Raw genomic sequence first — 26,282 nt, forward strand, 5'->3', positions numbered from 1 at the left:
CTGGATCGCGCATGTCCGGTTTCGCCCCGCTGCAGTTCATTTTGACGACCTTCCTGCCGCTGCTGGGCCTGGGGTTGACGGTGGCCCTGCTGGGCTACGGCGCCTATGCCCTGTGGGTCGATGTGCCGCAAAAGCTGGTGCTGTCGCGCCGGGCCCTGCTGGTGCTGTGCGGCGTGGCGCTGCTGTGCAACGCATGGCTGGGGCTGCGCCTGTACCTGTCGCACAGCGAGCGGCAGGAATGGAAGGACGGCGCCGTGTACCGCGCCAGCCGCGAGCGCTTCGCGCTGGCGCAGGATTTCCAGTACGGCGAGTTGCTGATCCCGGCCGGCAGCCTGGTCAACCGCCAGGACCCGTTCGACAAGGGCGAGCCGTCGCGCCCCGTGGCGCTGCATGGGCTGGAAGCGGTGCGGTTTTCGCAGCCGGTGCTGGTGGCCGGGGTGTGGGCCAGCGCGCTGCAGGTCAACCCGCTGCGCGTGGAGCTGGCGCAGGACCAGCGCATCGGCCCGCTCTACCGCTACGACGCGTCCAGCCAGGGCTGGGTGGTCAACAAGCTGGTGCCCGCGCTGGCCTGCAAGAAGGGCCAGATGGCCGTGTTTCAGGTGCCGCACATTCCCTACGACGTGCCGGCGGAGGTGGGCAAGCCGCCACCGGACGGCCCTGCCGCGCGCTTTCTGCCCAGCCAATGGCTGTTCCGCAACTGCGAGGCGGCGCCACCCATTGCCGTGCAGCCCGCAAACGGCGGCACCGCACCGGCCCAGTGATCGCAACGCGCCGAAAAAGGCCGCCCCGACCCCTCAGCGGTTGAGCTGCGCCAGCCGCTGCGGCGTGCCCACATCGGTCCAGCGGCCGGTGTAAAGCGATGCGGTGACGCGGCCCGCATCCATGGCCCGGCGCAGCAGCGGTGCCAGCGCGGCGCTGATCCCCGTCGGATTGCCGGCGGGCACATCGCACCAGGGCGCGCCGAACAACTCCGCCCGCAGCAGTGCGAGGGTGCTGTAGGTGTAGCGCGGCGCGGTGCTGTCGGCCGGCAGGTTCAGCGCCAAGCCGGCGTCCGACCGGCCGAAGTCCCCGCGCGGGTGGTGCTCCGGGTTGGGCACCAGCCACAGATGGGCCAGCGCGGTGCTGGCGGCAAAGCGCTGCGCGGCATCGGTCGCGAACACGAAATCGGGCGCGAACACATCGCCCGCCGCCAGCCAGAAGACGGGCCCCAACTGCGGCAGCGCCCGCGCGATGCCGCCGGCGGTCTCCAGCGCACCACCGAAGTCGCGGCCTTCGTGCGAGTATGAAATCGATAGCAGGCTGCCGGCGGATTCATTGCCCTGGAGGCCGAAATGCCCCCCAAACCGCTCGCTGATCTGCTCGCCCAGCCACGCCGTGTTGATGACGGCGCGTGGCACGCCCGCCTGGGCCAGCGCACGCAGGTGCCACTCCAGCAGCGGCACGCCCTGCACCGCCAGCAGCGGCTTCGGGCACGCATCGGTCAGCGGGCGCATGCGCTCGCCGCGGCCGGCGGCCAGCACCATGGCGGGAATCTGCGCGCCTCCCTGGACCGGCAATGGGGTCTGCACGGCCGCGGTCATGCCGCAACGCCCTGGGCCACCGCACCGCGCTGCAGCGCATGCCGCTGCGCCCGTGCCGGTTCGAACAAGGCCAGCAGCGCGGCCATCAGCGACTCGGCCTTGGCCGAATGGTCGCCGCCGAAATTGCACACGTACACATCCAGCGTGACGGCGCCCAGTTCGGGCCAGGTGTGCACGCAAAGGTGCGACTCGGCCAGCAGCAGCGTTGCCGTCACGCCGCCCGGCCCCTGCGCGGTGGCCGGGAAGGTGTGGAACAGCTGCCCCACGGCCTGCAGCCCGGCCGCCTGCACGGCGCCGGCGCAGGCGCGGCCCAGCGCGGCAGCATCGGTCAGCCAGTGCGGCGCGCAGCGGCATTGCTGGAGATCGGCGGTGAGGTGCAGGCCTTGCATGGGGCTGCACTGTAGTGCATCGGGGCCCGGGGACGGAGCCCCGGGGGCCGCCCCGGTAAAATGCCGGGTTTTCCCCCCACCGCCCCCTTCCGGAGCCGCCCCTGATGGCCAATTCTCAACAAATGGCGAATGCGATCCGCGCACTCGCAATGGATGCAGTTCAACAGGCCAATTCCGGCCACCCCGGCGCCCCGATGGGCATGGCCGACATGGCCGTCGCGCTGTGGGGCCGCCATCTGCGGCACAACCCCACCAACCCGCACTGGCTGGACCGCGACCGCTTCGTGCTGTCCAACGGCCACGGCTCCATGCTGCTGTACGCGCTGCTGCACCTCACGGGCTACGACCTGCCCATCCAGGAGCTGAAGAACTTCCGCCAGCTGCACAGCAAGACGGCCGGCCACCCCGAATACGGCATCACGCCCGGCGTCGAGACGACCACCGGCCCCCTGGGCCAGGGCATCACCAACGCCGTGGGCTTCGCGCTGGCCGAGAAGCTGCTCGCCAAGGAATTCAACCGCGACGGCCATGCCGTGGTGGACCACCACACCTACGTCTTCCTGGGCGATGGCTGCCTGATGGAAGGCATCAGCCAGGAAGCGCTGTCGCTGGCAGGCGCCTGGAAGCTCAACAAGCTGATCGCGCTGTATGACGACAACGGCATCAGCATCGACGGCCAGGTCGCCCCCTGGTTCGTGGACGACACCCCGGCCCGCCTGCGCGCCTGCGGCTGGAACGTGATCGGCCCCGTGGACGGCCACGACGTCGAGGCCGTGGCGGCCGCGGTGCAAAGCGCCAAGACCTCCACCGACAAGCCCACGCTCATCGTCTGCAAGACCGCCATCGGCAAGGGATCGCCCAACCGCGCGAACACCTCCAAGGCCCACGGCGAACCCCTTGGCGCCGACGAGATCACGCTCACGCGCAACGCCATCGGCTGGAGCCACGTGCCCTTCGAGATCCCGGCCGAGGTCTATGCCGACTGGAGCGCCAAGGACACCGGCGCCCAGGCCGAAGCCGAATGGCAGCAGCGCTTCGACGCCTATGCCGCCGCCTTCCCCGAACTGGCCGCCGAGTTCACCCGCCGCATGGCCGGCGACCTGCCCAAGCACTTCGCGCAGACCGCCGTGGACACCGTGGTCGGCATGCACACCAAGGGCGAAACCGTGGCCAGCCGCAAGGCCAGCCAGCTGGCCCTGGAAGCCTTCACCGCGCAACTGCCCGAGCTGCTGGGCGGCAGCGCCGACCTGACCGGCTCCAACCTCACCAACACCAAGAGCACGCCGGCCCTGCGCTTCGACGAACACGGCGACGTGCAGCAGGTGGAAGTGAACGTGGGCGCCGAGACGGTGCGCGTCGGCGGGCGCCACATCAACTACGGCGTGCGCGAATTCGGCATGGCCGCGATCATGAACGGCATCGCCCTGCACGGCGGCTTCATCCCCTACGGCGGCACCTTCCTCACGTTCAGCGACTACAGCCGCAACGCCATCCGCATGGCCGCGCTGATGAAGCTTCGCGTGGTGCACGTGTTCACCCACGACTCCATCGGCCTGGGCGAAGACGGCCCGACCCACCAGTCGATCGAGCACGCCGCCAGCCTGCGCCTCATCCCGAACCTGGACGTGTGGCGCCCGGGCGATACGACCGAAACCGCCGTCGCCTGGAGCGTGGCCCTGTCCAACCGCACCCAGCCCACGGCCCTGCTGCTGTCGCGCCAGAACATCGCCTATGCCCCCAAGCGCGACCTGGGCGACATCAGCCGCGGCGCGTACGTGCTGTCCGAGCCGGCCGACGTGGGCATCAAGAAGAAGGCACAGGCCGTCATCATCGCCACGGGTTCGGAAGTGCAACTGGCGCTCAAGGCGCAGCAACTGCTTGCCACGCGCAAGATCGCCGTGCGCGTGGTGTCCATGCCCAGCACGACGACCTTCGACCGTGAAGACACCAAGTACAAGCAATCCGTGCTGCCCGCCGGCATCCCCCGCATCGCGGTGGAGATGGGCGTGACCGACGGCTGGTGGAAATACGGCTGCGCCGCCGTGGTCGGCATCGACACCTTCGGCGAATCGGCCCCGGCGCCGGTGCTGTTCAAGCACTTCGGCTTCACGGAAGAGAACGTGGCCGATACGGTGCAGGCGGTGCTGCGCAAACGTTGATCGATCCAACCCTGCGCGATGGGGGATTCTGCCGACCTGCTCCAGATTGGCAGAAAACTCCCGCCGCGCTTGAAAACATCAGGAACCACCTGCCGGAATGAAGAGCGCGTCCAGAGCTACCAAAATCATGGCTGCCGTTGCAGGTGGCCTGCTGCTTTGCGGCGCGGCTGGGCTTTTCATGGCGGGTGAATTGTTCGAGTCCAGCGGGGTGGATCGAGGTTCTTTCGTGTACCGCCTTGGCGCGCCCGAATACCTTCGATCGGTGGAGATTCTGGACGAATGCCAAAAACCGAGATACCGGTGGAAGGGCCGTGACGGCGAGAGCAGCCCTTATTCGTCAGTCACCTACGGCAGTCTGAAGAGCTCGGCTGATTTAGTGCAATCGTATCGAAGCGCTTTCGATAAAAAATCATGCAAAGTGAAAGACGAAATCCAGAGCGTGGGCAACAAAAATCATTTGGCGCTCGTTTGCGCGCAGCAGGATTTCTTATCGGTTGACCTATTCATCACCGACGCAGGCGGTTGCAAAGAAGTCACTCTCGATTTCCTGGAAAACTATTAATCCGCTGGAGACGAATGAGCAAGCGCGAAGATATTGTGGACGGGAGCGAAGCCGCGGCGAAAGCCTATGGCCTCGTATACACCTGCCATCTGGGCTGGCTGGATCTGGGCCATATGGATCCCAAATCCACCCGTGCGCACACGGGAGCTTCCGCGCTTTGGAAAGAAATCAACGCGGGAGGTCCCGATGTGCGGCACTGCATGGGCACCCTTCGGCAGATCTGCACGCTGCCGGCGCTTTCGAATGTCTATCCTGCGGCGAAATTTCCCGACCAGTCTTCCACTGGCTTCAAGCTGACGTACAAGCAGGACATGGGCAAGCGCGTGTTCGGCGCCAACCTGTCGACAGGCGTATCGCGGGAATACATCGTTCGCCACCACCTGTCCACCGACGAAAAGAAATCCGTGGCATTGGCGATCTTCATGGAAGTCAGCCTGGAATTCGAAAATTACCAGGAATACTTTCCCAAATTCATCACGGACAGCGGGTTCAGCCAGGAAGACCTGGTTTCCAACCTGATCGGCTTTCACATCGCGGTCGGCACCGTGACCAAATCGCAGGTGATCGCCATGGCCAAACCCGTCTCCAAAGCCACGGCTTTGGCCATCTGGGATCGCAACGGGGCCGTGGGCGCCAACAAGAACAGGGGCTTCAAGCCCATGCTCAGCCCGGACACCTCGGCGATGACCGACACGGCGTGCATCAACGAGTGCGGCGGCCTGACGCCCCGGGTGCCCGATTTTCTGAAAAGCATTCTCCCGGCGAGAAAGGGCGAGCTTTTCATGAACAACGTACTGGGTAGCTCTTGAGGTTCATTCAAGGGCTTTTTATCAATCTTTTCTTTTTACTGAGGATAGTTCCATGACGATCAAGATTGGCATCAATGGCTTCGGCCGCATCGGCCGCATGGTGTTCCGCGCCGCCGTGCAGAACTTCTCCGACATCGAGGTCGTTGGCATCAACGACCTGCTGGAGCCCGACTACCTGGCGTACATGCTCCAGTACGACTCGGTGCATGGCCGCTTCAAGGGCACCATCGCGGTGGAGGGGAACACCCTGGTCGTCAACGGCAAGAAGATCCGCCTCACGCAGGAACGCGACCCGGCGCAGCTCAAGTGGAACGAGGTCGGCGCGGACGTCGTGATCGAGGCCACGGGCCTGTTCCTGACCAAGGAAACGGCGCAAAAGCACATCGACGCGGGCGCGAAGAAGGTCATCCTGTCGGCACCGTCCAAGGACGACACGCCGATGTTCGTGCATGGCGTGAACTGCAATTCCTACGCCGGCCAGCCCATCATCTCCAACGCCTCGTGCACCACCAACTGCCTGGCCCCCGTGGCCAAGGTGCTGAACGACAAGTGGGGCATCAAGCGCGGCCTGATGACCACCGTGCACGCCGCCACCGCGACGCAAAAGACCGTGGACGGCCCGTCCAACAAGGACTGGCGCGGTGGCCGCGGCATCCTGGAAAACATCATCCCCAGTTCCACCGGCGCCGCCAAGGCCGTGGGCGTGGTGATCCCGGCGCTCAACAAGAAGCTGACCGGCATGTCGTTCCGCGTGCCCACCTCCGACGTGTCGGTGGTGGACCTGACCGTCGAGCTGGAAAAGCCCGCCACGTACGCCGAGATCTGCGCTGAAATGAAGTCGCAGTCGGAAGGCGCGCTCAAGGGCATCCTGGGCTACACCGAAGACAAGGTGGTGGCGACCGACTTCCGCGGCGAGAGCTGCACCAGCGTGTTCGATGCCGATGCCGGCATCGCCCTCGACGACACCTTCGTGAAGATCGTGTCCTGGTACGACAACGAATGGGGCTACTCCAACAAGTGCCTGGACATGGTGCGCGTGGTGTCTTCCCGCTGAGACAGCAGCGCCCGCTCGCCGGACCATCGGAACGCGCCTTCGGGCGCGTTTTTCTTTGGGCGAATGGTTTGTGCCGCCATTGGCCGCTTCGCCTCCGCCCATCGGCATGAATATGAATGGCATCCGCAGGAACGCGCTCGCAACCGTTGCTTTCGGATGCATTGCTCACGTTTCGTCGGACATTGCCCACGCGGCCTGCTGCGATGGGCCTACGCCGAGTGGCAGGCCCAGCCCGAACAATCGGAACCCTGTCGCCAGGGGCTCCCGTCACCGGGACCCGCCCCAAAGCGCCATTCCATCCCTGTCCGGAGAAAAACACCATGCCGACCTTCACCTTGATCCGAACTGCCACTGCCGTGCTGGCGCTGGGCGCGCTTGCCGCCTGCTCCTCCACCCCCAAGCCCACCGAGCAGATGGCCGTGAGCCGCACTGCCGTGGACCGCGCGACCACCGCGCCCAAGGTGGCCGCCAACGCCCCCGTGGAACTGCAGAGCGCCCGTGACAAGTGGACCCAGGCCCAGCAGGCCCTGGACAGCAAGGACTACACGCGGGCGCGCCGCCTGGCCGCCGAAGCGGAAGCCGACGCCCGCGTGGCCGAGACGAAGGCCGAAGCCACGGACAACGCCGCCACGCTGCAGCAGGTCAAGACCAGCATCCAGTCGCTGCAGGACGAAATCACCCGCCGCGCGCCGCCCGTCCCCGGTGCCATGCCGCCGCCCCCTCCCGCGCCAGTGCCCATGGCCGCCCCCATGCCAGCACCCATGCCCGGTGCCATGCCTCCGGCCCGCTGAGGCGCCGGGCCTTCGGGCCCGCCTCCCTGACCGGCCGCCGACACCCACGCGCCACCGCGGCGCGGCCGCCCACCCCCCGATTTGAAGGACACCACCATGCAGTCATCCAACCTCCGCCGAACCTCCACCCTGGCCGCTGCCCTGCTCGCCGCCGGTCTGCTGGCCGCCTGCGCGTCGCCGGGCCCCCTGCCGGCCGTGGAGCAGGCCCGCTCCGCCGTGAACCGCGCCGCCACCGATCCGGCTGTGAACCAATACGCCCAGCTTGAACTGAAGGCCGCCACCGACACGCTGGCCCGCGCCGACCATGTGCTGCGCGACGAGAAGGACGAGTCCGAAGCCAACCACCTGGCCTACCTGGCCACGCAGCGCGCCGCCATCGCCACCAACACGGCCCAGGCCCGCCGCCTGGACGCCGAGATCAAGCAGGCCGGCAGCGAGACCGACCGCCTGCGCCTGGAAGCGCGCACCCGCGAGGCCGAAGCCTCGGCCCGCAATGCGCAGGTCGCCCAGGCCCGAGCCATGACAGCCGAGCAGCTCGCCGCGCAGCAGCAGGCGCAAGCCCGGGCCGCGCAGGACCGCGTGCGCCAGCTCGAAGCGCAGCTGCGCGAGATCGAAGGCCAGCAGACCGAGCGCGGCCTGCTGGTCACGCTGGGCGATGTGCTGTTCGCCTTCAACAAGGCCGACCTGTCGGCCCAGGCCGGTCCGCGCCTGGACAAGCTGGCCAACTTCCTCAAGCAGTTCCCCGAGCGCAAGCTGCTGATCGAGGGCTACACCGACAGCGTGGGCTCGGACAGCTACAACCAGGAACTGTCGGAGCGCCGCGCCCAGGCCGTGCGTGACGCGCTGGTGCAGCGCGGCGTGGACACCAGCCGCATCACGGCACGCGGCTACGGCAAGTCCTACCCCGTGGCCGAGAACGGCTCGCCCGAAGGCCGTGCCATGAACCGCCGCGTCGAGATCGTGATCGCCGACGCACAGGGCAACCTCAAGGGCCGTTAAAGTCCGACCGATCCGCGGGCGGGACACCGCCCGCACCGACCGCCGCCGTTTCCCTGCATCTGCCGGGCACGGCGGCTTTCTTTCGTCTCCCACCCTTTCTGGATCCGATCCGCCATGCACCCCGACTTGCCCGATGCCGCACGCCATGTGCTGACCTTCTGGTTCGAGGAAACCACGCCCCAGCAATGGTTCGCCAAGGACGCAGCGTTCGACGCCGCCATCCGCGACCGCTTCGCCCGCCTGCACCACGAGGCGGCGCAAGCCGAGCTGTGGGACTGGCGCGCCACGCCGCAGGGCCGGCTGGCGGAGGTGATCGTGCTGGACCAGTTCTCCCGCAACCTGCACCGCGACAGCGCCCAGGCGTTCGCGCACGACGGCATGGCCCTGGTGCTCGCGCAGGAGGCGATGGCGGCCCAGGCCGACGCCGCCTTGCCGCCCGCGTGGTGCGCGTTTCTCTACATGCCTTACATGCACAGCGAGTCCGCTGCGGTGCAGGCGCGATCGGTCGCGCTGTTCACGCAGCTCGACAACGCCAACAACCTCGACTTCGCGGTGCGGCACCGGGACATCGTGGCGCGCTTCGGCCGCTTTCCGCACCGCAACGCCGTGCTGGGCCGCCCTTCGACGCCGCAGGAGACGGCCTTCCTGCAGGAGCCCGGCAGCGCGTTCTGAGGGGCGCTGTTGCGGGGCACGCCTCTGCGCCCCTCAGCGCCCCTGCATTTCGGTGAAGCCCTTGGCGGCCTCCTGCACATCGGGCGGGAAGTCCGACAGCTCCTGGATCTGCCGCACCTCGATGGTTTCGTTGTCCGACGCCGGGCAGCGCGAGGCCCAGGCGATCGCGTCCTCCCGGGAGGCCACCTCGATGATCCAGAACCCGCCCAGCACCTCGGCCACGCCGGGAAAGGGCCCGGGCTGCACCTGGGGGGCGCCGCCTTTGAAGGTGATGCGCACGCCCGCCGACGGCGGGTGCAGGCCTTCCAGCGACCGCAGCACGCCGGCGGCCTGCAGGCTTTCGTTGTAGGCCATCATGGCCGCGACGGCATCGGCCTCGGGCACGGTGCCGGGCGCGGCGGATTCGTAGCCGTGGGGAATCATCAAGAGCATGAATCGCATGGCGGGGCCTCCGGGGCAGGGGTCAGGACTCGGTGGGGGGAATGGCGCCGGGCTCCATGAACATGACCTCCCACAGGTGCCCGTCCGGGTCTTCGAAGCCGTGCTGGTACATGAAGCCGTGGTCCTGCGCCGCGCGCGGCGCCTTGCCGCCGGCGGCGACCGCCTGGCGCACGATCTCGTCCACGGCCGCCCGGCTGTCGCGCGACAGGCAGATCAACACTTCGGTGGAGCGATGCGCGTCGCTCACGGGTTTGTCGGTGAAGGTCTGGAAGAACGGCTGCGTGAGCAGCATGACGAAGCTGTGCTCGCCCACGATCATGCAGGTGGCCTTGTCGTCGGTGAATCGCGGGTCGAAGCGAAAACCCAGCGCGGTGAAGAACGCGACGGACCGGGGCAGGTCCTGGATGGGCAGGTTCACGAACATCTGGGTGGCCATGGACATCTCCAAAAAAGGACGGGGCTTGTGTACGCCGTTCAAAAACCTTAGCAGACACAATGGACAGCGTCCACATCGACAAACCCGCATGATCGAACCCGCCCCGCAGGCCCCGAACCCGCCCCCTAACGCCATGCCGCAGCGCCAGACCTACCGCCACGGGGATTTGCGCCGCGCCCTGCTGGACGCGGGCGTGGCGCTGGCGCGCGAGGGCGGCCCGCAGGCCGTGGTGCTGCGCGAGGCCACGCGCCGGTCGGGCGTGGCGCCCAACGCGGCCTACCGCCACTTCGCCAATCGCCAGGACCTGCTGGAGGCCGTGCGCGCCGTCGCGCTGGCCCGCGTGGCGCGGGCCATGGAAGCCGAGCTGGCCGCCATCCCCGCCGGCCTGGCGCCGCCCGATCAGGCCCGGCGCAGCCTGCGCGCGGTGGGCACCGGCTACCTGCGCTTCGCGCGCGAGGAGATGGGCCTGTTCCATGCCGCCTTCGCCGCTTCGGGCGACATCGGCCCCGAAACGCCGCACCATGCCGACAAGGGCGGCGCGGCCGGGCTCGACCCCTTCCAGCTGCTGGGCGCCACGCTGGACCGCATGGTGGCGGCCGGCGTGCTGCCCGCCGAGCGGCGGCCCGGGGCGGAGTTCCTGGCCTGGTCGGCGGTGCACGGCCTGGCCCTGCTGGTGATCGACGGCCCCCTGGGCCGCGCGGTGGGGCCGCAGATGGACCGGATGGCCCAGCGGCTCCTGGACATGGTGGAAAAAGGCCTGTGATCGGCAGGCCTTTCCAGCCTGCAGGGATCATGGCCCGATCGGCCTCCAGCGCATATGTTGCTAGGGCATCGTGCTACATTTTTAGTAGCACAGCAGATTTTCATTGCGGCCCGCCGCACATCACTGTAAATTCATACAGTGATTCTCGACGCCAAACTCGCCATCCTCGCCGACGCCGCCAAGTACGACGCCTCGTGCGCCTCCAGCGGCGCGGCGCCACGCAACTCCGTGGGTGGGCGCGGCATCGGCTCCACCGAGGGCTCGGGCATCTGCCACAGCTACGCGCCGGACGGGCGCTGCATCTCGCTGCTCAAGATCTTGCTCACAAACTTCTGCCTGTACGACTGCCTGTACTGCGTGAACCGCGTGAGCAGCAACGTGCAGCGCGCGCGGTTCACGGTGCAGGAGGTGGTGGACCTCACGCTCGACTTCTACCGGCGCAACTGCATCGAGGGGCTGTTCCTGTCCAGCGGCATCATCCAGAGCCCCGACTACACCATGGAGCTGGTGGTGGAGGTGGCCCGCGTGCTGCGCGAGGAGCACGACTTTCGCGGCTACATCCACCTCAAGACCATTCCCGATGCCTCGCCGGAGCTGATGCAGCGCGCCGGCCGCTACGCCGACCGCCTGAGCATCAACGTGGAGCTGCCCACAACGCAGGGCCTGGCGGCGCTGGCGCCCGAGAAGGACGGCGCCGCCATCCGCCGCTCGATGGCGCGCATGGCCGGACACATCGCCGATGCCCGGCAGGCCCGGCGCGAGCAGCAGGGCGCCGCGCAGGTCGTCTCGCTGCCCGGCCGCACGCGGCGGGCCGCCGCGCCGCATTTCGCCCCGGGGGGCCAGAGCACGCAGATGATCGTGGGCGCGGATGCGGCGGACGACCGCACCATCCTGGCCACGAGCGCCCAGCTGTACGGTGGCTTTCGCCTTCGGCGCGTGTACTACTCGGCCTTCAGCCCCATTCCGGACGCCTCGCGCGCGCTGCCGCTGGCCGCCCCGCCCATGGTGCGCGAGCACCGGCTGTACCAGGCCGACTGGCTGATGCGCTTTTACGGCTTCGCGCACGAGGAGATCGTGCCCGCGCGCCAGGGCGGCATGCTGTCGCTGGACATGGACCCCAAGCTCGCCTGGGCCATCGCGCACCCGGAGCGCTTCCCCGTCAACCTCAACACCGCCCCGCGCGAGATGCTGCTGCGCGTGCCCGGCCTGGGCGTGGGCTCGGTGGACCGGCTGCTGGCCTCGCGCCGGGTGCGGCGCGTGCGGCATGCCGACCTGTCGCGCCTGCGCGTGCCGCTCAAGAAGGTGCTGCCGTTCGTCGAGACGGTGGACCATCGGCCGGGGCGCCTGCTCGATTCGGTGCACCTGCAGGCGTTCTTCGCCACGCCGGCACGGCCGGTCCCGCTGGCGGGCGCCCCCGCCGCCCCCGCGCCGCCCGTGCAGGCCTCGCTGTTCGGCTGATGGACGACGCCACCACCACAACCACCGGTGCGGTCACCACCGTGACCCTGGGCCACGCCACCGACTGGGCGGGCTTTCGCGCGGCGGCGCGCACGCTGCTGCAAGGCGGCCACCCGCCGCAGCAGGTGCAATGGTTCACGGCCGCGGACGCGGCGGGCGACCTGTTCGCCGAGGGGCCCGGAGAGGCCGGCCCGGCGACAGCGGACGATGCCGCGCGCCCTCCGGGCGCACCCCTTTCGCCCGATGCACCGCCGCCCGCCTCCCCGCTGCGGGTGCCACGCGAGTTCCTACAGCGGTGCGAGCGCGTGGTGCTGCACCGCGACCCCGGCCGCTTCGCGCTGATGTACCGGCTGCTGTGGCGGCTCGCGCAGGAGCCGGGCCTGCGCCACGACCCGCTGGACCCCGACCGCCTGCGGCTGCAGCACCTGGACCGCGCCGTGAAGCGCGACATGCACAAGATGCGCGCCTTCGTGCGGTTCCGGCCCGTGCCCGAGCCCGACGGCGGCACGCTGCACATCGCCTGGTTCGAGCCGGACCACTGGATCACCGAGGCCAACGCGCCGTTCTTCGCGCGCCGCTTCACCCAGATGCGCTGGGCCATCCTCACGCCGGACGCCAGCGTGCACTGGGACGGCCAGCGGCTGCACCGGGGCCCGGCGGCGCAGCGCAGCGACGCGCCGCCACCGGATGCGGGCGAGGCGCTGTGGCTCACCTACTACCGGAACATCTTCAACCCCGCGCGCCTGAAGCTGGACATGATGCGCAAGGAGATGCCCACGCGCTACTGGAAGAACCTGCCCGAGGCCACGCTGATCGGCGAACTCGCACAGACGGCGCAGGCCCGCAGCACGCGCATGGTGGAGGCGCCTGGCACCGTACCGCGCCGGCGCATCGCTGCAGGCCCCGGCCGCGCCGCCGCCAGGCCTGCGGAATAAAAAAGCCCCGCGAAAGCGGGGCCGTGGCGGTTCGATGCCCGGAGGGCCGGGGCCCGCGCAGGCCCGGCCCTGCCGGACTCACTCGGTCGCGGTGCGGATGGTCTCGCGGCCGTGGCGGTCCTTGAGGCGGCCCAGGTCGGTGTCGAGGGCGCGGGCCGCCTTTTCAACCGCGCTGGTGAAGGCATCGGCCAGCTTGTCCGCATCGGCGCTGGCGGCGACGGGTGGGCGACCCGCCGCGCGGGCTTCCACCACGCAGCGCTTGTCGGCCGCGCCGGACTTGCCGGCATCCACATCGGACAGGAAGACCTCCACGCGGGTCAGGTGGTCGCGAAAGCGTGCAAGCCGGCTGTTGGTCTCGTCATGGATCCACTGGGCCAGCGATTCGCCGCCCTGGATGTAGTCGTCGGTGTGCACCTGTACTTGCATAGCGTTGCTCCTTTTTTCCAATGGCGCCCGGCAGGGGCCGGGCAAGACGAAAGGGCGGGACCGGCGCGTGGATGCCGCGTTCCGGCCACCACCCGGGGGCATCGTCGCACATCGCAGCGCCGGGCCACCGCAGCGCGCGGCGCCGCCGGGCTGTCGGGCAGGCGCCCACGGCGGGAGCGGCCGGTTCCTACAGCCGGTGCCGGGGGCGGGTGTTACAACGTTCGGATGCCTTTTGCCCTGACCTGCGGCGCATCCATTCGCCGCCGATTCTCCTTCGCGGACCGCTGAGCATGTCCACTTCCAAGCGCCTCAAGATCGGCCTGTCCGCCTGCTTCTCCCACGCGGACCCCGCCCGCTCGCTGTTCACCAACAAGACGCTGCAGTACGTGGAGCAGTCGATCGCCCACTGGATCATGTCCGCCGGCGCGATGGTGGTGATGGTGCCCTGCCCCACCGGCGAGACCGCGCGCGGCGACGTCACCCTGGCGCACTACGCGGACTGGCTCGATGGCGTGGTGATGCACGGCGGGTCCGACGTGTGGCCCGGCACCTACGGCGAGGTCCCGCTCAAGGACGCCTGGCTGGGCGACCGCATCCGCGACCTGTACGACCTGGCCGTGGTCGAAGCCTTCGAGCAGGCCGGCAAGCCCATCTTCGGCGTGTGCCGGGGGTTGCAGCTGATCAACGTGGCCTTCGGCGGCACGCTCTACCAGGACATCGAAACCCAGCACCCCGGCGCCCAGCAGCACCGCAATGCGGTGACCTACGACCAGCATTTCCACGAGGTGGAGCTGGTGCCCGGTACCCGGCTGTCGCAGATGTACCCAAGCCAGCAGCGCGTGGTGGTCAACAGCATCCACCACCAGGGCATCAAGAACCTCGCACCGGGCTTCGAGATCGAGGCCTGGAGCCATCCCGACGGCGTGCCGGAGGCGATCCGGCGGCGCCCGCAGCGTGGGCGCGGGTACATCGCCGCCACCCAGTGGCACCCGGAATTCTTCAAGCCCGGCTCGTCGCAGACCATGGACGACGCGCCCATTCTGGAGGACTTCCTGGCGGCCTGTTCGCGCTCCAAAGTGCGTCCATTGCCGGGCCACAGCCCCTTCCAGATCCGGGATCGTGCCGCCCGACTGCTGCGGCAGGCCCTTTTGCTGCGCCGCTGAGGGGCGCGCGCTACCTCAACCGTACCTATCAAAAACGATAGCGCCACCGCCAGACGGCACAGCGGTGGGGTCGCTGTTTCGCGTTGCAACAATCAATGCGCGCCTTTCCGACCGATTGTTACCATTTGTTAGCAATGCGAAAGCTCTCCCTGTAAATGTGCAATAACCGTGTCCGGAGACAGTGCAGCTTGGAGAGCTGCAAGACGACGTAAACCACTGTCCCATCGAAATTTTCTTCCTGCAACGAATAGGGGAAAGCGATGCCAACGAGACCGTCAGCCGCAGGCGCCACGCCGCGCGGAATCCACACCGACCCGTCCCCCAGACTGCCGTTGCGCGCGATGCCTGCCGCGGTGGCCTTGTCCTGCCTGGCCCTCGTGGCCGGGCCCGGCACCGCGGCGGCGGACACCCTCACCGGCAACCTGCAGGCGACCATGCGCATCAGCACGGGCTGCGTCATCTCGGGCAGTTCGGGCGGGCAGTCCGGCGTGAGCTTCGGCACGCTGGACTTCGGCACCCAGCCCGCGACGTTCACGGGAACCGTGAGCGCGGCCCCCACGGGCGGCGCCGGCGGGGCGGGCACCACGCAGATCCTGTGCTCGCCAGAGATCACCGTCATCAGCGTGACGGTGGGCGGCGGGCTGCATGCCGGCCAGGGCGCCGGGGTGGGCGTGGGCACGCGGGCGATGAACTCCGCGTCGGCCTACATCCCCTACGAGGTGTACCAGGACGCGAGCCACACCACGCCCTACCCGCTCAACACGCCGGTGGCGAATGTCGCCATTCCCACGGCGGGAGCGGCGTTCAATCTGCCCATCTACGGGCAGGTCAACAAGACTGGCAGCCAGTCGCTGCCCTTCGGCGCCTACACCGACACGCTCGGGGTCACGCTGACGTTCTGACAGCTTGGCGGCCGGCCACGCGCCCGGCCCGCCCGGAGGACACCCATGATGCAAGCCATCGGACGGCATGGTGGGCCCATGCACGCCCTGAAAAGCCCTGTGCACCTTTTCCGCAGGCCGCACCCCACCCCGGCGCGCGTGCGCCAAGCCGCCTCGGTGGCGGTGCTCGCGGCGTTGCCGGCGTGGGTCGCCGCGCCCGCCGAGGCCGCCACGCCCATCGCCACCACGGCCACGATTCCGGTGAGCGCGACCGTAGCCCGCGGCTGCCAGATCTCGGGCAGCGCGCAGACCACCGGGCTGTCGTTCGGCCTGCTCGACTTCGGCGTGCATTCGCCCGTGCGCACCGGCACGCACAGCGTCATGGCCACGGGCGGCTCCGGCACGCAGGCCCAGGTGCTGTGCACGCCGGGCACCACACTGCGGGTGACGGTGGGCAGCGGCCTGCACGCCAGCGGCGCGCAGCGCCGACTCTCCAACGGCTCGCAGTTCATTCCCTATGCGCTCACGCTGGTCGCGGCCGGCTCGCCGGCCCTGTTGCCCAACGTGGCGGCGGACATGGCGCTGGGCGCCACACCCACGGCGCTGCCCATCCAGGCCACCGCGACGTTCCCGGGCTCCGGGCTCAGCGCCGGCACCTACACCGACACCGTGCAGGTGACCTTGTCGTGGTGACGCTGCACCGTTTCCTCGCGCTCGCCCTGGCCCTGATCTGCCTCTGCGGCATCGGCCCGGCGGCCGCACCGGCGCATGCGGCCACGCCGATCATGATCTGGCCTGTGGACCCGGTCATCACCGGCCCGCAGCGCGCGGTGGCGCTGTGGCTGGAAAACCGCGGCGCCGAGCCCGTGTCGATGCAGGTGCGGGTGTTCCAGTGGCGCCAGGCCGACGGACAGGACCGCTTCGAGGCGCAGCGCGAGGTGGTGGCCAGCCCGCCCATCAGCCAGATTCCGCCGGGCCAGCGCCAGATGGTGCGCCTGCTGTCCACGCAGCCGGTGCCGGCGCGCACCGAGCAGGCCTACCGCGTGCTGGTGGACGAACTGCCCGCCGCGACACCCCCGCCGCCCCCGGACCCGCCCGCGCCAACACCTCCCTCGGCCGGCGCATCGCGCACGCCCCAAGCGCTGCCCAGCGACGCGGCGGTGGCCGTGCGCCTGCAGATCCGCTATGCGATCCCGCTCTTCGTCTACGGGCCGGACACGCTGCCGCAGCGTCTGGCCGACACCCGGTCGCTGGTCGATGGCACCACCGTCATCACCCCCGAACTGTCGTGGGCCCTCACGGGCGCTGGCCGCACCGGCCAGGTCGTGGTGCACAACCATGGCGCGTCGCACGCGCGCATCACTTCCGTCGCCTGGGCGCGCGGCGGCAGCCGTGCGGCGCCGCCCAAGGACGTGCTGAACTACGTGCTGCCCCATGGCCAGATGCCGCTGGACCTGGCGCCGCCGCCCTCACCCGACCACGACCTGATGGTGACGGTCAACGGGCGCGAAGCCCAGCTGCCCCGTGCATCGCAATGAACCGCGCCCCTCTCCGCTGCGCACCCGCATCGCCCGGTGGGGGGTGCTGGCGGCATGCCTGCCGCGCCTGCTCAGCGCCAGCGACTATCCGGTGCCGGACGCGCATGCCGGCGCCCCGGTCACGCTGTTCCTGGAGATCGTGGTCAACGGAAGGACCACCGGCGAGGTCGTCAAGGTGCAGCACAGCGGCCCCCATTACGAGATCGACGCGGAAACGCTGCGCGAGCTGCACGTGCAGACCCCCGAGCCGGATGGCGCTCCCGTGGCGGTGGACACCCTGCCCGGCGTCTCGGCCCAGTACGACAGCCTGGGCCAGCGCCTGCTGCTGCAGGTGCCGCCAGAATGGCTGCCGATGCAGGACCTGGCCGACCACAGCCGCACGCAGCTGCCGCTGGGCGGAGGCAGCGGCGTGCTGTTCAACTACGACGCCTACGCCATGACCACGCAGGGCCGCACCACCTCGTCGGTCTGGTCCGAGGCCCGGTACTTCGGCGAGCCCGGCGTGGTGTCCAGCACCGGCATCCTGCGCAGCGGCGCCACCGGCATGTCGACCGGCTACGTGCGCTACGACACGCAGTGGACCCGGCCCGAGACGCAGGAGGCCACGCAGACCGTGTACGGCGACGTCATCACCGGCTCGCTGCCGTGGAGCACGCCGGTGCGCATGGGCGGCGTGCAGTGGTCGCGCAACTTCAGCATCCGGCCCGACCTGGTGACCTATCCGCTGCCCGCCTTCTCGGGCCAGGCGGCCGTGCCCTCGGCGGTGGACGTGTTCATCAACGGCTTTCGCGCGGCCAACCGGGCCGTGGCGCCGGGCCCGTTCACGCTGGGCGAGCTGCCCACGGTGAACGGCTCGGGCACGGCCTCGGTGGTGACCACCGACGCGCTCGGGCGGCAGGTGCTGACCTCGGTGCCGTTCTACGTCAACACGCAGCTGCTGCGCCCGGGCTGGACCGACTACTCGCTGTCGCTGGGGGCGCTGCGGCGCGCCTACGGCTTTCGCAGCCTGTCCTACGGCCGGCCCCTGGCCTCGGGCGTGTACCGCCAGGGCATCACCGAGGCGTTCACCCTCGAAACCCAGGCGCAGGCGGGCCGCGGGCTCGGCGTGGCCGGCGCGGGCGGGCTGCTGCGGCTGGGCCTGCTGGGGGTCGCCAATGCCTCCGTCACGCGGGGGCAGGCGCAGCGCGACCGCAGCGGCTGGCAGCTCGGCCTGGGCTACCAGTTCCAGAGCACGGGCGGCGGCATCTCGCTGCAGCAGCTGCAGCGCACGCCCGGCTACGGCGATGCCAGCACCTACGCCGACGACGGCTTTCAGCTGCCGCGCCGCACGCGGCAGCTCGATGCCAGCCTGAACGTGGCGCGCGGCTCGTTCAGCGTGGGCTGGGTGGACCTGCAAAGCCGAGAGGGCCAGCGCAGCCGGCTGGCCTACGCCGGCTACAGCACGCCGCTCGGGGACCGCAGCTACCTGTCGTTCACCGCCGGCCGCACGCTGGAGACGGGCCAGACGCAGATGCGCCTGCAGCTCACCTACGTGCTCGGGCCCCAGTCGAGCGCGCAGACCGCCGTGGCCCGCTACGGTGACGGCACCACGCAGGCCCAGGCCAGCGTGCAGCGCACCGTGCCATCGGACGGCGGCTTCGGCTGGAACCTGGGCCACACCGTGGGCGGCCAGGCGAACCGCTACAGCCAGGCCTCGGCGCTCTACCGCGGCGACACCATGACGGTGCAGGGCGGCGCCTACGGCATGGCCGGCCACGGCACGCGCTTCGCGGGCGCGGCCGGATCGATCGGGCTGATGGACGGCTATGCCTTCGCCTCCAACCGCATCAGCGACGGCTTCGCGCTGGTGTCCACGGACGGCATGGCGGACGTGCCGGTGCTCTTCAACCACCAGCGGGTGGGCCGCACCAACGCCCGCGGCTACCTGCTCGTGCCGGAGGTGCCGGCCTACTACGAAGGCCGCTACGAGATCGACCCGCTTTCGCTGCCGGCGGACGTGCACACCCCCAGCCTGGAAAAGCGCGTGGCGGTGGCGCGCGGCACCGGCACCCTGGTGCGGCTGCCGGTGATGCGCGTGCGCACCGCCACCATCACGCTGGTGGACGGCCGGGGCGCGCCGCTGCCAGCCGGCACCGCCGTGGTCCACGAGCAGGGCAACGTGCCCACGGTGGTGGGCTGGGACGGCGTGGTGTACCTCACCGCGCTGCAGGCCCGCAACACGCTGGTGGCCCGCCTGCCGGACGGAGCCGTGTGCCGCGGCGCATTCAGCGAACAGGCCTACGCCGGCACGCGCGACCTGCGCGTGGTGTGCCGCACGGGCGACGCGCCGGCCGACGCCGGCCCGGAGATGCAATCGTGAGCCCGTCCGGCCGCCGGCCCTCTCCCTTCGCCGGGCCGGGGCAGGCCGTGCGCAGCCTGCTCACCCTGGCAACCCTCGCCGCCGGCGCACCGGCGTTCGCCGCCGTCTGCACCTATGCGGAAACCGGCGCCTCGCTGGGCGCCGCGTCTTCCTTCGCCGTGCGCGACGGCAGCCTGACCACGCCAGGCAGCTTCTCCATCACCTGCGGCTCCGGGCTGCTGTCGCTGCTGTCCACCGACAGCGTGCTGCGGGCCACGCTCACCAGCGACAACGGCTTTTTGCTGCGCAACATCAGCGACAGCACCAAGGCCATCGGCTACCAGGCGGGCAACGGCAGCGGGCTCACCTATTCGTCGGGCCTGCTGGTGATCAACGCCACCGGGGCCAACATCCTCACCCTGCTGCCCAACCGCAAGGCCACCGTGCCGGTGCAGATCGCCACGCTGAACGCCAACGTCCCGGCCGGCACCTACCGCGACACCCTGCGGCTGGCCTGGACCTACAACCTGTGCGACGGCGCGGGCCTGCTCGCCACCTGCCTGGGCACGGTGTACGCCGGCACGGCCACGCGCACCGTGACGGTGGAACTGCAGGTGAACAACGACTGCCTCATCACGCCCGGGGCCATCAACTTCGGCAGCGCCGCGCTGCCCACGGGCTTCGGCGAGGCCGCGTCGCAGGTGGCGATGGTGTGCACCAGCGGCATGGTCTACACCGTCGGCCTGGGGCCGGGCAGCAACCCGAGCGGCGGGCGGCGCCAGATGGCCAACGGCAGCAACCGGCTGGCCTACGACATCTTCTTCGGCGCGGGCACCACGCCCTGGGGCACGACCGTCGGCTCCCGCGTGTCCAGCAGCCAGGCCACGTCCGGCCCGGCGGGCGGCATCGCCAACGGCACGGGGTCGCACGTGTTTCCGTACCGCGCCCGCGTGTACCCCGACCAGGCCGCGCCGGTGGAGGGCACCTACCTGGACAACGTGGTGGTGGACGTGCAGTTCTGAGCCGCACCACCCATCCAGCCCGTCCGTCCCGAAAATCCAGCCGAACAGGCCGCCAGCGCAATCAACACTAGGGCATTTAGCTATATTTTTAATAGCAAATGCCCATGAACGCCCCGATCAGTGGTGGTGGCCGTGCCCGCCGTGCACGTGGCGGTGCACCACTTCTTCCGGCGAAGCCGGCCGCACCTCGGTCACCTTGCAGGAAAAGCGCAGCGCCTGGCCGGCCAGCGGGTGGTTGCCGTCCAGGTGCACCTCGGGGCCCTTGATCTTGACCACGTTGAACACGTGCTCGCGCCCGTCGTTGCCCGCGCCGCGCAGCTGGCCGCCCACCTTCACGCCGGGCGGGAACTCGCTCTTGGGGATGGTGCGCACCAGGCTTTCGTCACGCTCGCCGAAGGCCTCGGCCGCGGTCAGGTCCAGCGTGGTGGCAAAGCCCGTGGCCTGGCCGTCCAGCACGGCCTCCACCTTCGGAAAAATGCCGTCGTAGCCGCCGTGCAGGTATGCCATGTGGCCGGAATCGAGCGGCTTGCCCTGCGGCGTGGTGACCTTGTAGCTCAAGGTGACGGCGGTGTCTTTGGAGATGTTCATGGAGGGAGGGTCCGGACAGGTCGGTGAATCGGTCGAAGCCGGGCGGCGTGCGCCCGGCGGTGCAGGCCTGCATTGTCGAGCAACGCGCGCACGGATCCCAGGAGGCCCGCCACGGCGCGATGGCCACCATCAGGCATCGTTGCCGTAGACGATGAAGCCGGCGTGCCGCCCCACCTGGTCGTACAGCCGGCGCCCCGCCGCGTTGGTCTCGTGGGTCTGCCAGTACACGCGGCGCACGCCGGCCGCCTGCGCCGCCGCGTACACCCCTTCGATCAGCTGCCGCCCCACGCCCTGCCCGCGCGCGGCCGGCGCGGTGAACAGGTCCTGCAGATAGCAGGTGGGCTCGATGCGCGTGGTGCTGCGGTGAAACAGGTAGTGCACCAGACCGCACAGCGTGCCCCCGGACTCCGCCACCAGCGCGAAGACCGGCTCGGCCGGATCGAAGAAGCGCGCCCAGGTCGTGCGCGTGATCTCGGCCGAGAGGGCCGTCGCGCCCTCGCGGCCATAGAAGGCGTTGTAGCCGTCCCAGAGCGGCTGCCAGGCCGCCCGGTCATCGGGGCGAAGGGGGCGGATCAGAACGGGGCTGGGCATGGCGGTCGGGCAAAGCGTGTGGAAAAGGGGCCGCAGTATGCCGCAGCCGCGCCCCCAACGCCGCCAGGCGGCCGCACGGCTCAGGCCTGCACGGCGGCCGGCCGGGCCGGGGCCTCGCCCACCGGCGCGGGCACGTCCGGCGCCGCGCCCGGCCGCTGCGCGAACCGGCCCAGGGTCGGCCCGTGCACCGGCGCCGCATCGCCCCAGGGCCAGCCGCCGAAGCCGGTGCGGCGGTAGTCGGCCAGGGCCTCGGCGATTTCCTGCTGCGTGTTCATCACGAAGGGGCCGTACTGCACCACCGGCTCGGCCAGGGGCCGGCCCTGCAGCAGCAGGAATTCGGCGTCGGCCGTGCCGCCGTTGTGCAGTGCCACCGCCTCGCCCGCGCGCAACTCCAGCGCGGCGTGGTCCACCGGGCGGCCCGCCAGCGTGACGCCGCCGCCGGCAAAGAAGTACAGCATGCGCCGGGTGCCCTCGCCGGTGGCAGCGGGCAGCGTGAAGCGCGCGCCGGGCTCCAGGCGCAGCGTCCAGATGGCCACGTCGGCATCGGCCTGCGCGGCCCACGATCCCGGCGGGGGCGTCAGGGGCGCGGCCTCGCCCAGCCGGCCAGCCACCACGGCCACGTGGGTGGCGCCGCCGCCGTCCGTGCCGGGGTCCACCACGCGCGGAATGTCACCGGACCAGAACATGGTGAAGTGCGGATCGACCCGCTTGGAACGCGCCGGCAGGTTGAGCCAGATCTGGAACAGCTCCAGCGGGTTGGGCCCGGTGCGGTCCAGCAGCGGGAACATCTCGGAATGCACCACGCCGTCGCCGGCGGTGAGCCACTGCACGTCGCCCTGGCCGAAGCGGGCGGCGGCGCCCAGCGAATCGGCATGGTCGATGAGGCCCTTGCGCACGATGGTCACCGTCTCGAACCCGCGGTGGGGGTGCGGCGGGAACCCGGGCACCACGTCGCCGTGGTACATGCTCCAGCCGTCCCGGCGCGAGAAGTCCTGCCCGATCTGCCGGCCGTCCAGCGGCGCATCGGGCCCCAGTTCGGCATTGCCGGGCGGATAGGCGTCGTCGTGGTGGGCGCAGAACAGGAACGGGTCCACCGTGGGCCACAGCGGGCCCAGGGGCTGGGTGTTCAGGATGGGGGTGTCGGCAACGGCTGGCATGGAAAGCTCCTGGGTGGCGCCGCGCGCGGCCCCGGCGGCCGGCATGCACGGTGGGGTGCGGCCAGCGTGGCGCGGGCCATGCGGCGGCATGGTCTGTCACTGCACATGGGGGCGGCCGGCGGCGCTGCAACGCGGGCGTGGCAGAACGGACTGGTGCGGGGATGGAACAGTGGCCTGCGCGCGGATCATGCCGCAGGGACGGGACGGGTCCGCACTGCCATGCCATTCCAAGCCTGCATTTCAAGGAAAAACCAGTCCATGCCGGCGATTTGCATGCCCGCATTGATATCGATTCAATAGCAATCCGCCCCAACGCAGCTGGCAGGCCGCTCAATCCTGCAGCGGCTGGTTCAGCTCCGTGCGCCAGGCGGTGGGGTCCGAGCCGGTCTCGGGCCCGGTCAGGTAGCACTCCCACAGCTCGCCCGTGGGCGTGAGGCCCTCGCCCTCGATCCATTGCAGGAACTCGCCCCAGGCGCCGGCCAGGTCTTCATAGCGCCCGCGGTGCACGGTGCGGGCCACGCGCATGGCGGGCCACTCGCCGGGCTGCATGCGGCCGTGCGGGCCGATGGGCGTGGCCAGGGGCACGCTGATCTCGAAGTCGAAGGTGTCCGTGGGCCGGCGCCGGTGGTGGGTGAACCAGGGGCCGGCGGGCGATGCGCCCTGGGCGGCGACGGCGTCCATGAGGTCGCGCACGCCCTGGCCCATGACGTGCTGGATCTCCTCGCGGGTGCAGGTGACGTGGATGAACGCCGTAGGGCGGGCGGGCAGGTCGGCGATGTGGGGCGTGTCGATCATGGGCTGAGCGGGCGCGGGGGCCGTGGTGGTCAATCGGAGGGACGATGGCACGCGTTCGGCATCAGGGCGGGCCGGTCAGGCAGCGGGCGTGCACACCACCATCCACGGCACCCCGAACCGGTCGGCCACCATGCCGAACGCGGGCGAGAAGAAGGTGGGCGACAGCGGCATCTGCACTTGGCCGCCCTCGGACAGCGCGGCGAACAGACGCCGGGCCTCGGCCTCGTCGGCCGGGTTGAGCGACAGCGACACGCCCTGGAAGACGGGCTGCCCTCCGTTCATGCCGTCAGAGGCCATGAGCGTGGTCTCGCCGATGCGGAACGCGGCGTGCATGACCTTGTCGCCCGGCGGCGGGGCCGCGCCCGCGCAACCGGACGCATCGGTCGGGGCGGGACTGTCCGAAAAGCGCATCAGCGCGGTGACCTCCGCGCCCAGGGCCGTGCGGTAGAACGCCAGCGCTTCCTCGCACCGGCCGTCGAAAAACAGGTAGGGTTCCACTTTCATGCGTCGTCTCCTGGCGGCCCGCGCCGGGGCCGGGTGCGGCGCCCATCACGATTGTGAACACCGTTCACAAACCATAGCCGGCCTGCCGGACAGCGTCCACCGGGGATTCCCGGACCCGGGGCGCAGGGCCATCGGTCAGATATCGGCGGCGATGGCCGGCTCGCCATGGCCGAGCGCATCCAGGCTGATCTGGATCTGCGGCACGTCGCTCAGGTCCGGGCTGCGGCCATCGGACAGGTCTTCGAGCGCGGTGAACTGCCCGTCCAGGTACAGGAAGGTGACGGTGCCGGCGATGTCCGCCAGCGCGTCCTCGGGGCTGGGAAACCCGTCTCGCGCCACCTGGTCGCCGCCATCCAGCGCATAGCCGTAGCGGCCCTGGGCCTCGGTCAGCCCGCCCAGGTCGATGAGCTTGTCGCGCACGTTGCTGGCGTACACGCGGCCGCCGGCCGCATAGAGCGTGAAGGTCTGCGCGGCGCGCGCGGCCTGGGAGAGCGAGGAAGCGGTCATGGACTCATCCTTTCAGTTCCAACGAAACGGGGGCCACCCGGGACTTGCGCACAGGCCCCTGCGGTGCGTGGCGCGTCAAGTCAAGGCTGCCGGCCGGTGCCGTCGCTGCCGGTCTCGCGCGTGGCCAGCCACCAGCCGCAGACCAGGCCCGCCACGCCGAGCGCGGCCACGGCGGCCAGCCGGCTGTCGCGGTGATCGCGGTGGCCGCCGTCGATGGCGGTGCCGCGCGACGGCTTGAACAGGTTGCCTTCGGACGCGGGCACTTCGCGCGCCCGCCGCAGCGCCGCATCGGCGAGCCAGCGCATCGCGCGGCCCACGCTGGCCGGCGCCAGCGCGTGGGCCAGGCGGCCGGGCAGCGCGGGCGCGCCGAGCCAGGTCACGTCGCGCGGGCGGGTGGACAGGCCCACGATGGCATCGGCCACGCGGCGCGGGTCCACCATGGGCAGCGGCGGCCGGATGCTGCGGCCCGTGTAGTTGGCGCCGTGCGAGAGGCCCGGCGAATCGACGAAGGTGGGGGCCACGTCGCACACGTGCACGTGGGGCAGGTCGGACACCTCGGCGCGCAGGCTTTCCGACAGCCCGCGCAGGCCGAACTTGCTCGCGGTGTAGGCCGCCGCATAGGGCGCGGGCACCCAGCCGCCCATCGAGATGAGGTTGACCAGCGTGCCGCGGCCACGTTCGCGAAAGTGCGGCAGCACGACGTGCGCGCCGTGCAGGTGGCCCAGCAGGTTGGACTCCAGCACGCGGCGGTGCGCGGCCACGGGCACGTCTTCGAAACGCCCCACGGCGCCCACGCCCACGCTGTTCACCCACACGTCGATGTGGCCGAAATGGCGCAGCGCCTTGGCCCGCAGGGCCTGTACGGCCTGGGGATCGGTCACGTCGGTGGGCACGCCAATGGCGGTGCCGCCCTCGGCCCGGCAGGCCAGCGCCACCGCCGACAGGGTGCCCGCGTCGCGCGAGGCCAGCACGATGCACGCGCCGCGCCGGGCGAAGGCCAGCGCCGTGGCGTGCCCGATGCCGCTGGACGCGCCCGTGATGACGACGACCGTGCGCTCGGGCAGGGGCGCGGCCGGGGCCTGGTCGGCAGACGTTTCGGGATCGGGGGTCGGGGAGCGGGCAAAGAGCATGGGGCCGGGATTCCTTGGGGTCGTCGTTGCTGCGAACGGCGCGGGCGCCTGAATGCAGTGACCCACCCAGACGCGAAGGCGCCGCCTTCCAATGGCCGTTGTATCCCCCGATCGCGGGCCCGGGCGTAGGACGGTGCCGGAAAGGCGGCCGCACGGGCCACCCTACGGAGCACGGCATGGCGACTCCTGCAGGCCGCCAGCGCAATATCCACTAGGGCATCACGCTATTTATTTAATAGCATCCGGCGGCCACGCCTTGGCAGGCTTTCAGCGCCCCACCACGGACCAGCCGGCGCGCTGGTCGGTCTTGTCGTTCTCGTACTCCCACGCCGTGCCGCAGCGGTCGCATTGGTAGCGGGTGATGGTGACGAGGCCGTGGTCGCGCTCTTCCTTGCGGTTGCCGCGCTGCACCAGCTCGGCATGGCCGGGGGCGCGGCGCCAGTTGCGCTGGATGCCGGCGCAGCCATCGCACAGCTCCATCTTCTTCAATTCGCTCTGTCGAGCCGGGTCCTGGGTCATGGGGTTTTCTGCCGCGTTGGGGATCGAGGGCGCCTGTGGGGGCGAGGGCCGCTACTTTAACCAACGGGGCCCGCA

At 70.2% G+C, this 26,282-nt stretch carries 30 protein-coding genes; 17 read left to right on the forward strand and 13 right to left on the reverse strand.

What is annotated here, in order from left to right; genetic code table 11:
• Positions 1 to 11: 11 nt before the first annotated feature.
• Positions 12 to 761, forward strand: a complete 750-nt coding sequence (locus AVME950_RS23160) for a hypothetical protein (RefSeq protein ID WP_284431604.1) — start codon at positions 12 to 14, stop codon at positions 759 to 761.
• Positions 762 to 794: 33 nt separating this feature from the next.
• Here AVME950_RS23160 and AVME950_RS23165 read toward each other — a convergent pair whose 3' ends face one another.
• Entirely contained in the window at positions 795 to 1,580 is a 786-nt protein-coding gene (locus AVME950_RS23165; RefSeq protein ID WP_284431605.1) for a nucleotidyltransferase family protein, read from the reverse strand.
• The gene (speD, locus tag AVME950_RS23170; protein ID WP_284407352.1) at positions 1,577 to 1,969 is read right to left on the reverse strand and encodes an adenosylmethionine decarboxylase; all 393 of its coding nucleotides are present in this window, start codon (positions 1,967 to 1,969) and stop codon (positions 1,577 to 1,579) included. Before speD ends, AVME950_RS23165 begins: the two co-directional genes overlap by 4 nt.
• 104 nt (positions 1,970 to 2,073) lie before the next feature.
• On the opposite strand from speD, the gene tkt reads away from it, so the two are divergent.
• From tkt to AVME950_RS23205, 7 genes are all read left to right on the forward strand, one after another.
• Entirely contained in the window at positions 2,074 to 4,128 is a 2,055-nt protein-coding gene (gene tkt / locus AVME950_RS23175) for a transketolase (RefSeq protein WP_284431606.1), read from the forward strand.
• A 127-nt stretch (positions 4,129 to 4,255) separates the two neighbouring features.
• A complete protein-coding gene (locus AVME950_RS23180; protein ID WP_284431607.1) occupies positions 4,256 to 4,690 on the forward strand; it encodes a hypothetical protein in 435 nt (144 codons plus the stop codon).
• A gap of 14 nt (positions 4,691 to 4,704) precedes the next feature.
• Positions 4,705 to 5,499 carry a hypothetical protein gene (locus AVME950_RS23185; RefSeq protein ID WP_284431608.1) on the forward strand — a complete coding sequence of 265 codons (795 nt, stop codon included), beginning with the start codon at positions 4,705 to 4,707 and terminating at the stop codon, positions 5,497 to 5,499.
• A gap of 52 nt (positions 5,500 to 5,551) precedes the next feature.
• On the forward strand, positions 5,552 to 6,553 hold the full coding sequence (gene gap / locus AVME950_RS23190; RefSeq protein ID WP_272550521.1) for a type I glyceraldehyde-3-phosphate dehydrogenase: 1,002 nt from the start codon (positions 5,552 to 5,554) through the stop codon (positions 6,551 to 6,553).
• Between the two features lie 320 nt (positions 6,554 to 6,873).
• Positions 6,874 to 7,344, forward strand: a complete 471-nt coding sequence (locus AVME950_RS23195) for a DUF4398 domain-containing protein (RefSeq protein WP_284431609.1) — start codon at positions 6,874 to 6,876, stop codon at positions 7,342 to 7,344.
• Positions 7,345 to 7,440: 96 nt separating this feature from the next.
• Positions 7,441 to 8,343, forward strand: a complete 903-nt coding sequence (locus tag AVME950_RS23200; RefSeq protein ID WP_284401668.1) for an OmpA family protein — start codon at positions 7,441 to 7,443, stop codon at positions 8,341 to 8,343.
• Positions 8,344 to 8,457: 114 nt separating this feature from the next.
• A complete protein-coding gene (locus AVME950_RS23205) occupies positions 8,458 to 9,015 on the forward strand; it encodes a DUF924 family protein (protein ID WP_284431610.1) in 558 nt (185 codons plus the stop codon).
• A gap of 33 nt (positions 9,016 to 9,048) precedes the next feature.
• On the opposite strand, the gene AVME950_RS23210 is transcribed toward AVME950_RS23205, so the two are convergent.
• Together AVME950_RS23210 and AVME950_RS23215 are read right to left on the reverse strand one after the other, a co-directional pair.
• Complete coding sequence (locus AVME950_RS23210) at positions 9,049 to 9,456, reverse strand: YciI family protein (RefSeq protein WP_284431611.1); 408 nt, start codon at positions 9,454 to 9,456, stop codon at positions 9,049 to 9,051.
• Between the two features lie 22 nt (positions 9,457 to 9,478).
• Positions 9,479 to 9,892: a VOC family protein gene (locus AVME950_RS23215; protein WP_284431612.1), complete on the reverse strand. Its 414-nt coding sequence runs from the start codon at positions 9,890 to 9,892 to the stop codon at positions 9,479 to 9,481.
• Positions 9,893 to 9,980: 88 nt separating this feature from the next.
• On the opposite strand from AVME950_RS23215, the gene AVME950_RS23220 reads away from it, so the two are divergent.
• The 3 genes from AVME950_RS23220 to AVME950_RS23230 all read left to right on the forward strand — a co-directional run bounded on the left by AVME950_RS23220 (position 9,981) and on the right by AVME950_RS23230 (position 13,048).
• Positions 9,981 to 10,655, forward strand: a complete 675-nt coding sequence (locus tag AVME950_RS23220; RefSeq protein ID WP_284431613.1) for a TetR/AcrR family transcriptional regulator — start codon at positions 9,981 to 9,983, stop codon at positions 10,653 to 10,655.
• Between the two features lie 138 nt (positions 10,656 to 10,793).
• Positions 10,794 to 12,113 (forward strand): putative DNA modification/repair radical SAM protein, encoded by a 1,320-nt coding sequence (locus AVME950_RS23225; protein WP_284431614.1) that lies wholly within the window; start codon positions 10,794 to 10,796, stop codon positions 12,111 to 12,113.
• Positions 12,113 to 13,048, forward strand: a complete 936-nt coding sequence (locus AVME950_RS23230) for a TIGR03915 family putative DNA repair protein (RefSeq protein WP_284431615.1) — start codon at positions 12,113 to 12,115, stop codon at positions 13,046 to 13,048. Before AVME950_RS23225 ends, AVME950_RS23230 begins: the two co-directional genes overlap by 1 nt.
• 78 nt (positions 13,049 to 13,126) lie before the next feature.
• Here AVME950_RS23230 and AVME950_RS23235 read toward each other — a convergent pair whose 3' ends face one another.
• Positions 13,127 to 13,474 carry an HPF/RaiA family ribosome-associated protein gene (locus AVME950_RS23235; protein WP_272566686.1) on the reverse strand — a complete coding sequence of 116 codons (348 nt, stop codon included), beginning with the start codon at positions 13,472 to 13,474 and terminating at the stop codon, positions 13,127 to 13,129.
• 290 nt (positions 13,475 to 13,764) lie between these two features.
• Here AVME950_RS23235 and AVME950_RS23240 point away from each other — a divergent pair, with 290 nt between their 5' ends.
• The 6 genes from AVME950_RS23240 (at position 13,765) to AVME950_RS23265 (ending at position 20,416) form a co-directional block, all read left to right on the forward strand.
• Positions 13,765 to 14,637, forward strand: coding sequence for a gamma-glutamyl-gamma-aminobutyrate hydrolase family protein (locus AVME950_RS23240; protein ID WP_272566685.1), 873 nt, complete (start codon positions 13,765 to 13,767; stop codon positions 14,635 to 14,637).
• 260 nt (positions 14,638 to 14,897) lie between these two features.
• Entirely contained in the window at positions 14,898 to 15,539 is a 642-nt protein-coding gene (locus AVME950_RS23245) for a Csu type fimbrial protein (RefSeq protein WP_284431616.1), read from the forward strand.
• 78 nt (positions 15,540 to 15,617) lie between these two features.
• A complete protein-coding gene (locus tag AVME950_RS23250) occupies positions 15,618 to 16,211 on the forward strand; it encodes a spore coat protein U domain-containing protein (protein ID WP_284431617.1) in 594 nt (197 codons plus the stop codon).
• A complete protein-coding gene (locus AVME950_RS23255; RefSeq protein WP_284431618.1) occupies positions 16,208 to 17,056 on the forward strand; it encodes a fimbrial biogenesis chaperone in 849 nt (282 codons plus the stop codon). Before AVME950_RS23250 ends, AVME950_RS23255 begins: the two co-directional genes overlap by 4 nt.
• The gene (locus AVME950_RS23260) at positions 17,043 to 19,415 is read left to right on the forward strand and encodes a fimbria/pilus outer membrane usher protein (protein ID WP_284431619.1); all 2,373 of its coding nucleotides are present in this window, start codon (positions 17,043 to 17,045) and stop codon (positions 19,413 to 19,415) included. The genes AVME950_RS23255 and AVME950_RS23260 overlap by 14 nt, the downstream gene beginning before the upstream one ends.
• Positions 19,412 to 20,416: a Csu type fimbrial protein gene (locus tag AVME950_RS23265; protein ID WP_284431620.1), complete on the forward strand. Its 1,005-nt coding sequence runs from the start codon at positions 19,412 to 19,414 to the stop codon at positions 20,414 to 20,416. The genes AVME950_RS23260 and AVME950_RS23265 overlap by 4 nt, the downstream gene beginning before the upstream one ends.
• A 117-nt stretch (positions 20,417 to 20,533) precedes the next feature.
• On the opposite strand, the gene AVME950_RS23270 is transcribed toward AVME950_RS23265, so the two are convergent.
• The 8 genes from AVME950_RS23270 to AVME950_RS23305 all read right to left on the reverse strand — a co-directional run bounded on the left by AVME950_RS23270 (position 20,534) and on the right by AVME950_RS23305 (position 26,207).
• Positions 20,534 to 21,004: an FKBP-type peptidyl-prolyl cis-trans isomerase gene (locus AVME950_RS23270; RefSeq protein WP_272566680.1), complete on the reverse strand. Its 471-nt coding sequence runs from the start codon at positions 21,002 to 21,004 to the stop codon at positions 20,534 to 20,536.
• A gap of 129 nt (positions 21,005 to 21,133) precedes the next feature.
• A complete protein-coding gene (locus AVME950_RS23275; RefSeq protein WP_284431621.1) occupies positions 21,134 to 21,595 on the reverse strand; it encodes a GNAT family N-acetyltransferase in 462 nt (153 codons plus the stop codon).
• 80 nt (positions 21,596 to 21,675) lie between these two features.
• Entirely contained in the window at positions 21,676 to 22,752 is a 1,077-nt protein-coding gene (locus AVME950_RS23280) for a pirin family protein (protein ID WP_284431622.1), read from the reverse strand.
• 330 nt (positions 22,753 to 23,082) lie between these two features.
• A complete protein-coding gene (locus AVME950_RS23285) occupies positions 23,083 to 23,580 on the reverse strand; it encodes a GyrI-like domain-containing protein (protein ID WP_284431623.1) in 498 nt (165 codons plus the stop codon).
• 42 nt (positions 23,581 to 23,622) lie between these two features.
• The gene (locus tag AVME950_RS23290) at positions 23,623 to 24,051 is read right to left on the reverse strand and encodes a VOC family protein (RefSeq protein WP_284424404.1); all 429 of its coding nucleotides are present in this window, start codon (positions 24,049 to 24,051) and stop codon (positions 23,623 to 23,625) included.
• Positions 24,052 to 24,186: 135 nt separating this feature from the next.
• On the reverse strand, positions 24,187 to 24,558 hold the full coding sequence (locus AVME950_RS23295) for a hypothetical protein (RefSeq protein ID WP_272566674.1): 372 nt from the start codon (positions 24,556 to 24,558) through the stop codon (positions 24,187 to 24,189).
• 80 nt (positions 24,559 to 24,638) lie between these two features.
• On the reverse strand, positions 24,639 to 25,688 hold the full coding sequence (locus AVME950_RS23300) for an SDR family oxidoreductase (protein WP_284424405.1): 1,050 nt from the start codon (positions 25,686 to 25,688) through the stop codon (positions 24,639 to 24,641).
• Positions 25,689 to 25,955: 267 nt separating this feature from the next.
• Complete coding sequence (locus AVME950_RS23305) at positions 25,956 to 26,207, reverse strand: hypothetical protein (RefSeq protein ID WP_272566672.1); 252 nt, start codon at positions 26,205 to 26,207, stop codon at positions 25,956 to 25,958.
• Positions 26,208 to 26,282: the final 75 nt, after the last annotated feature.

Origin of the sequence: Acidovorax sp. SUPP950, assembly GCF_030158935.1 — a bacterium.
Classification (GTDB): domain Bacteria; phylum Pseudomonadota; class Gammaproteobacteria; order Burkholderiales; family Burkholderiaceae_C; genus Paracidovorax.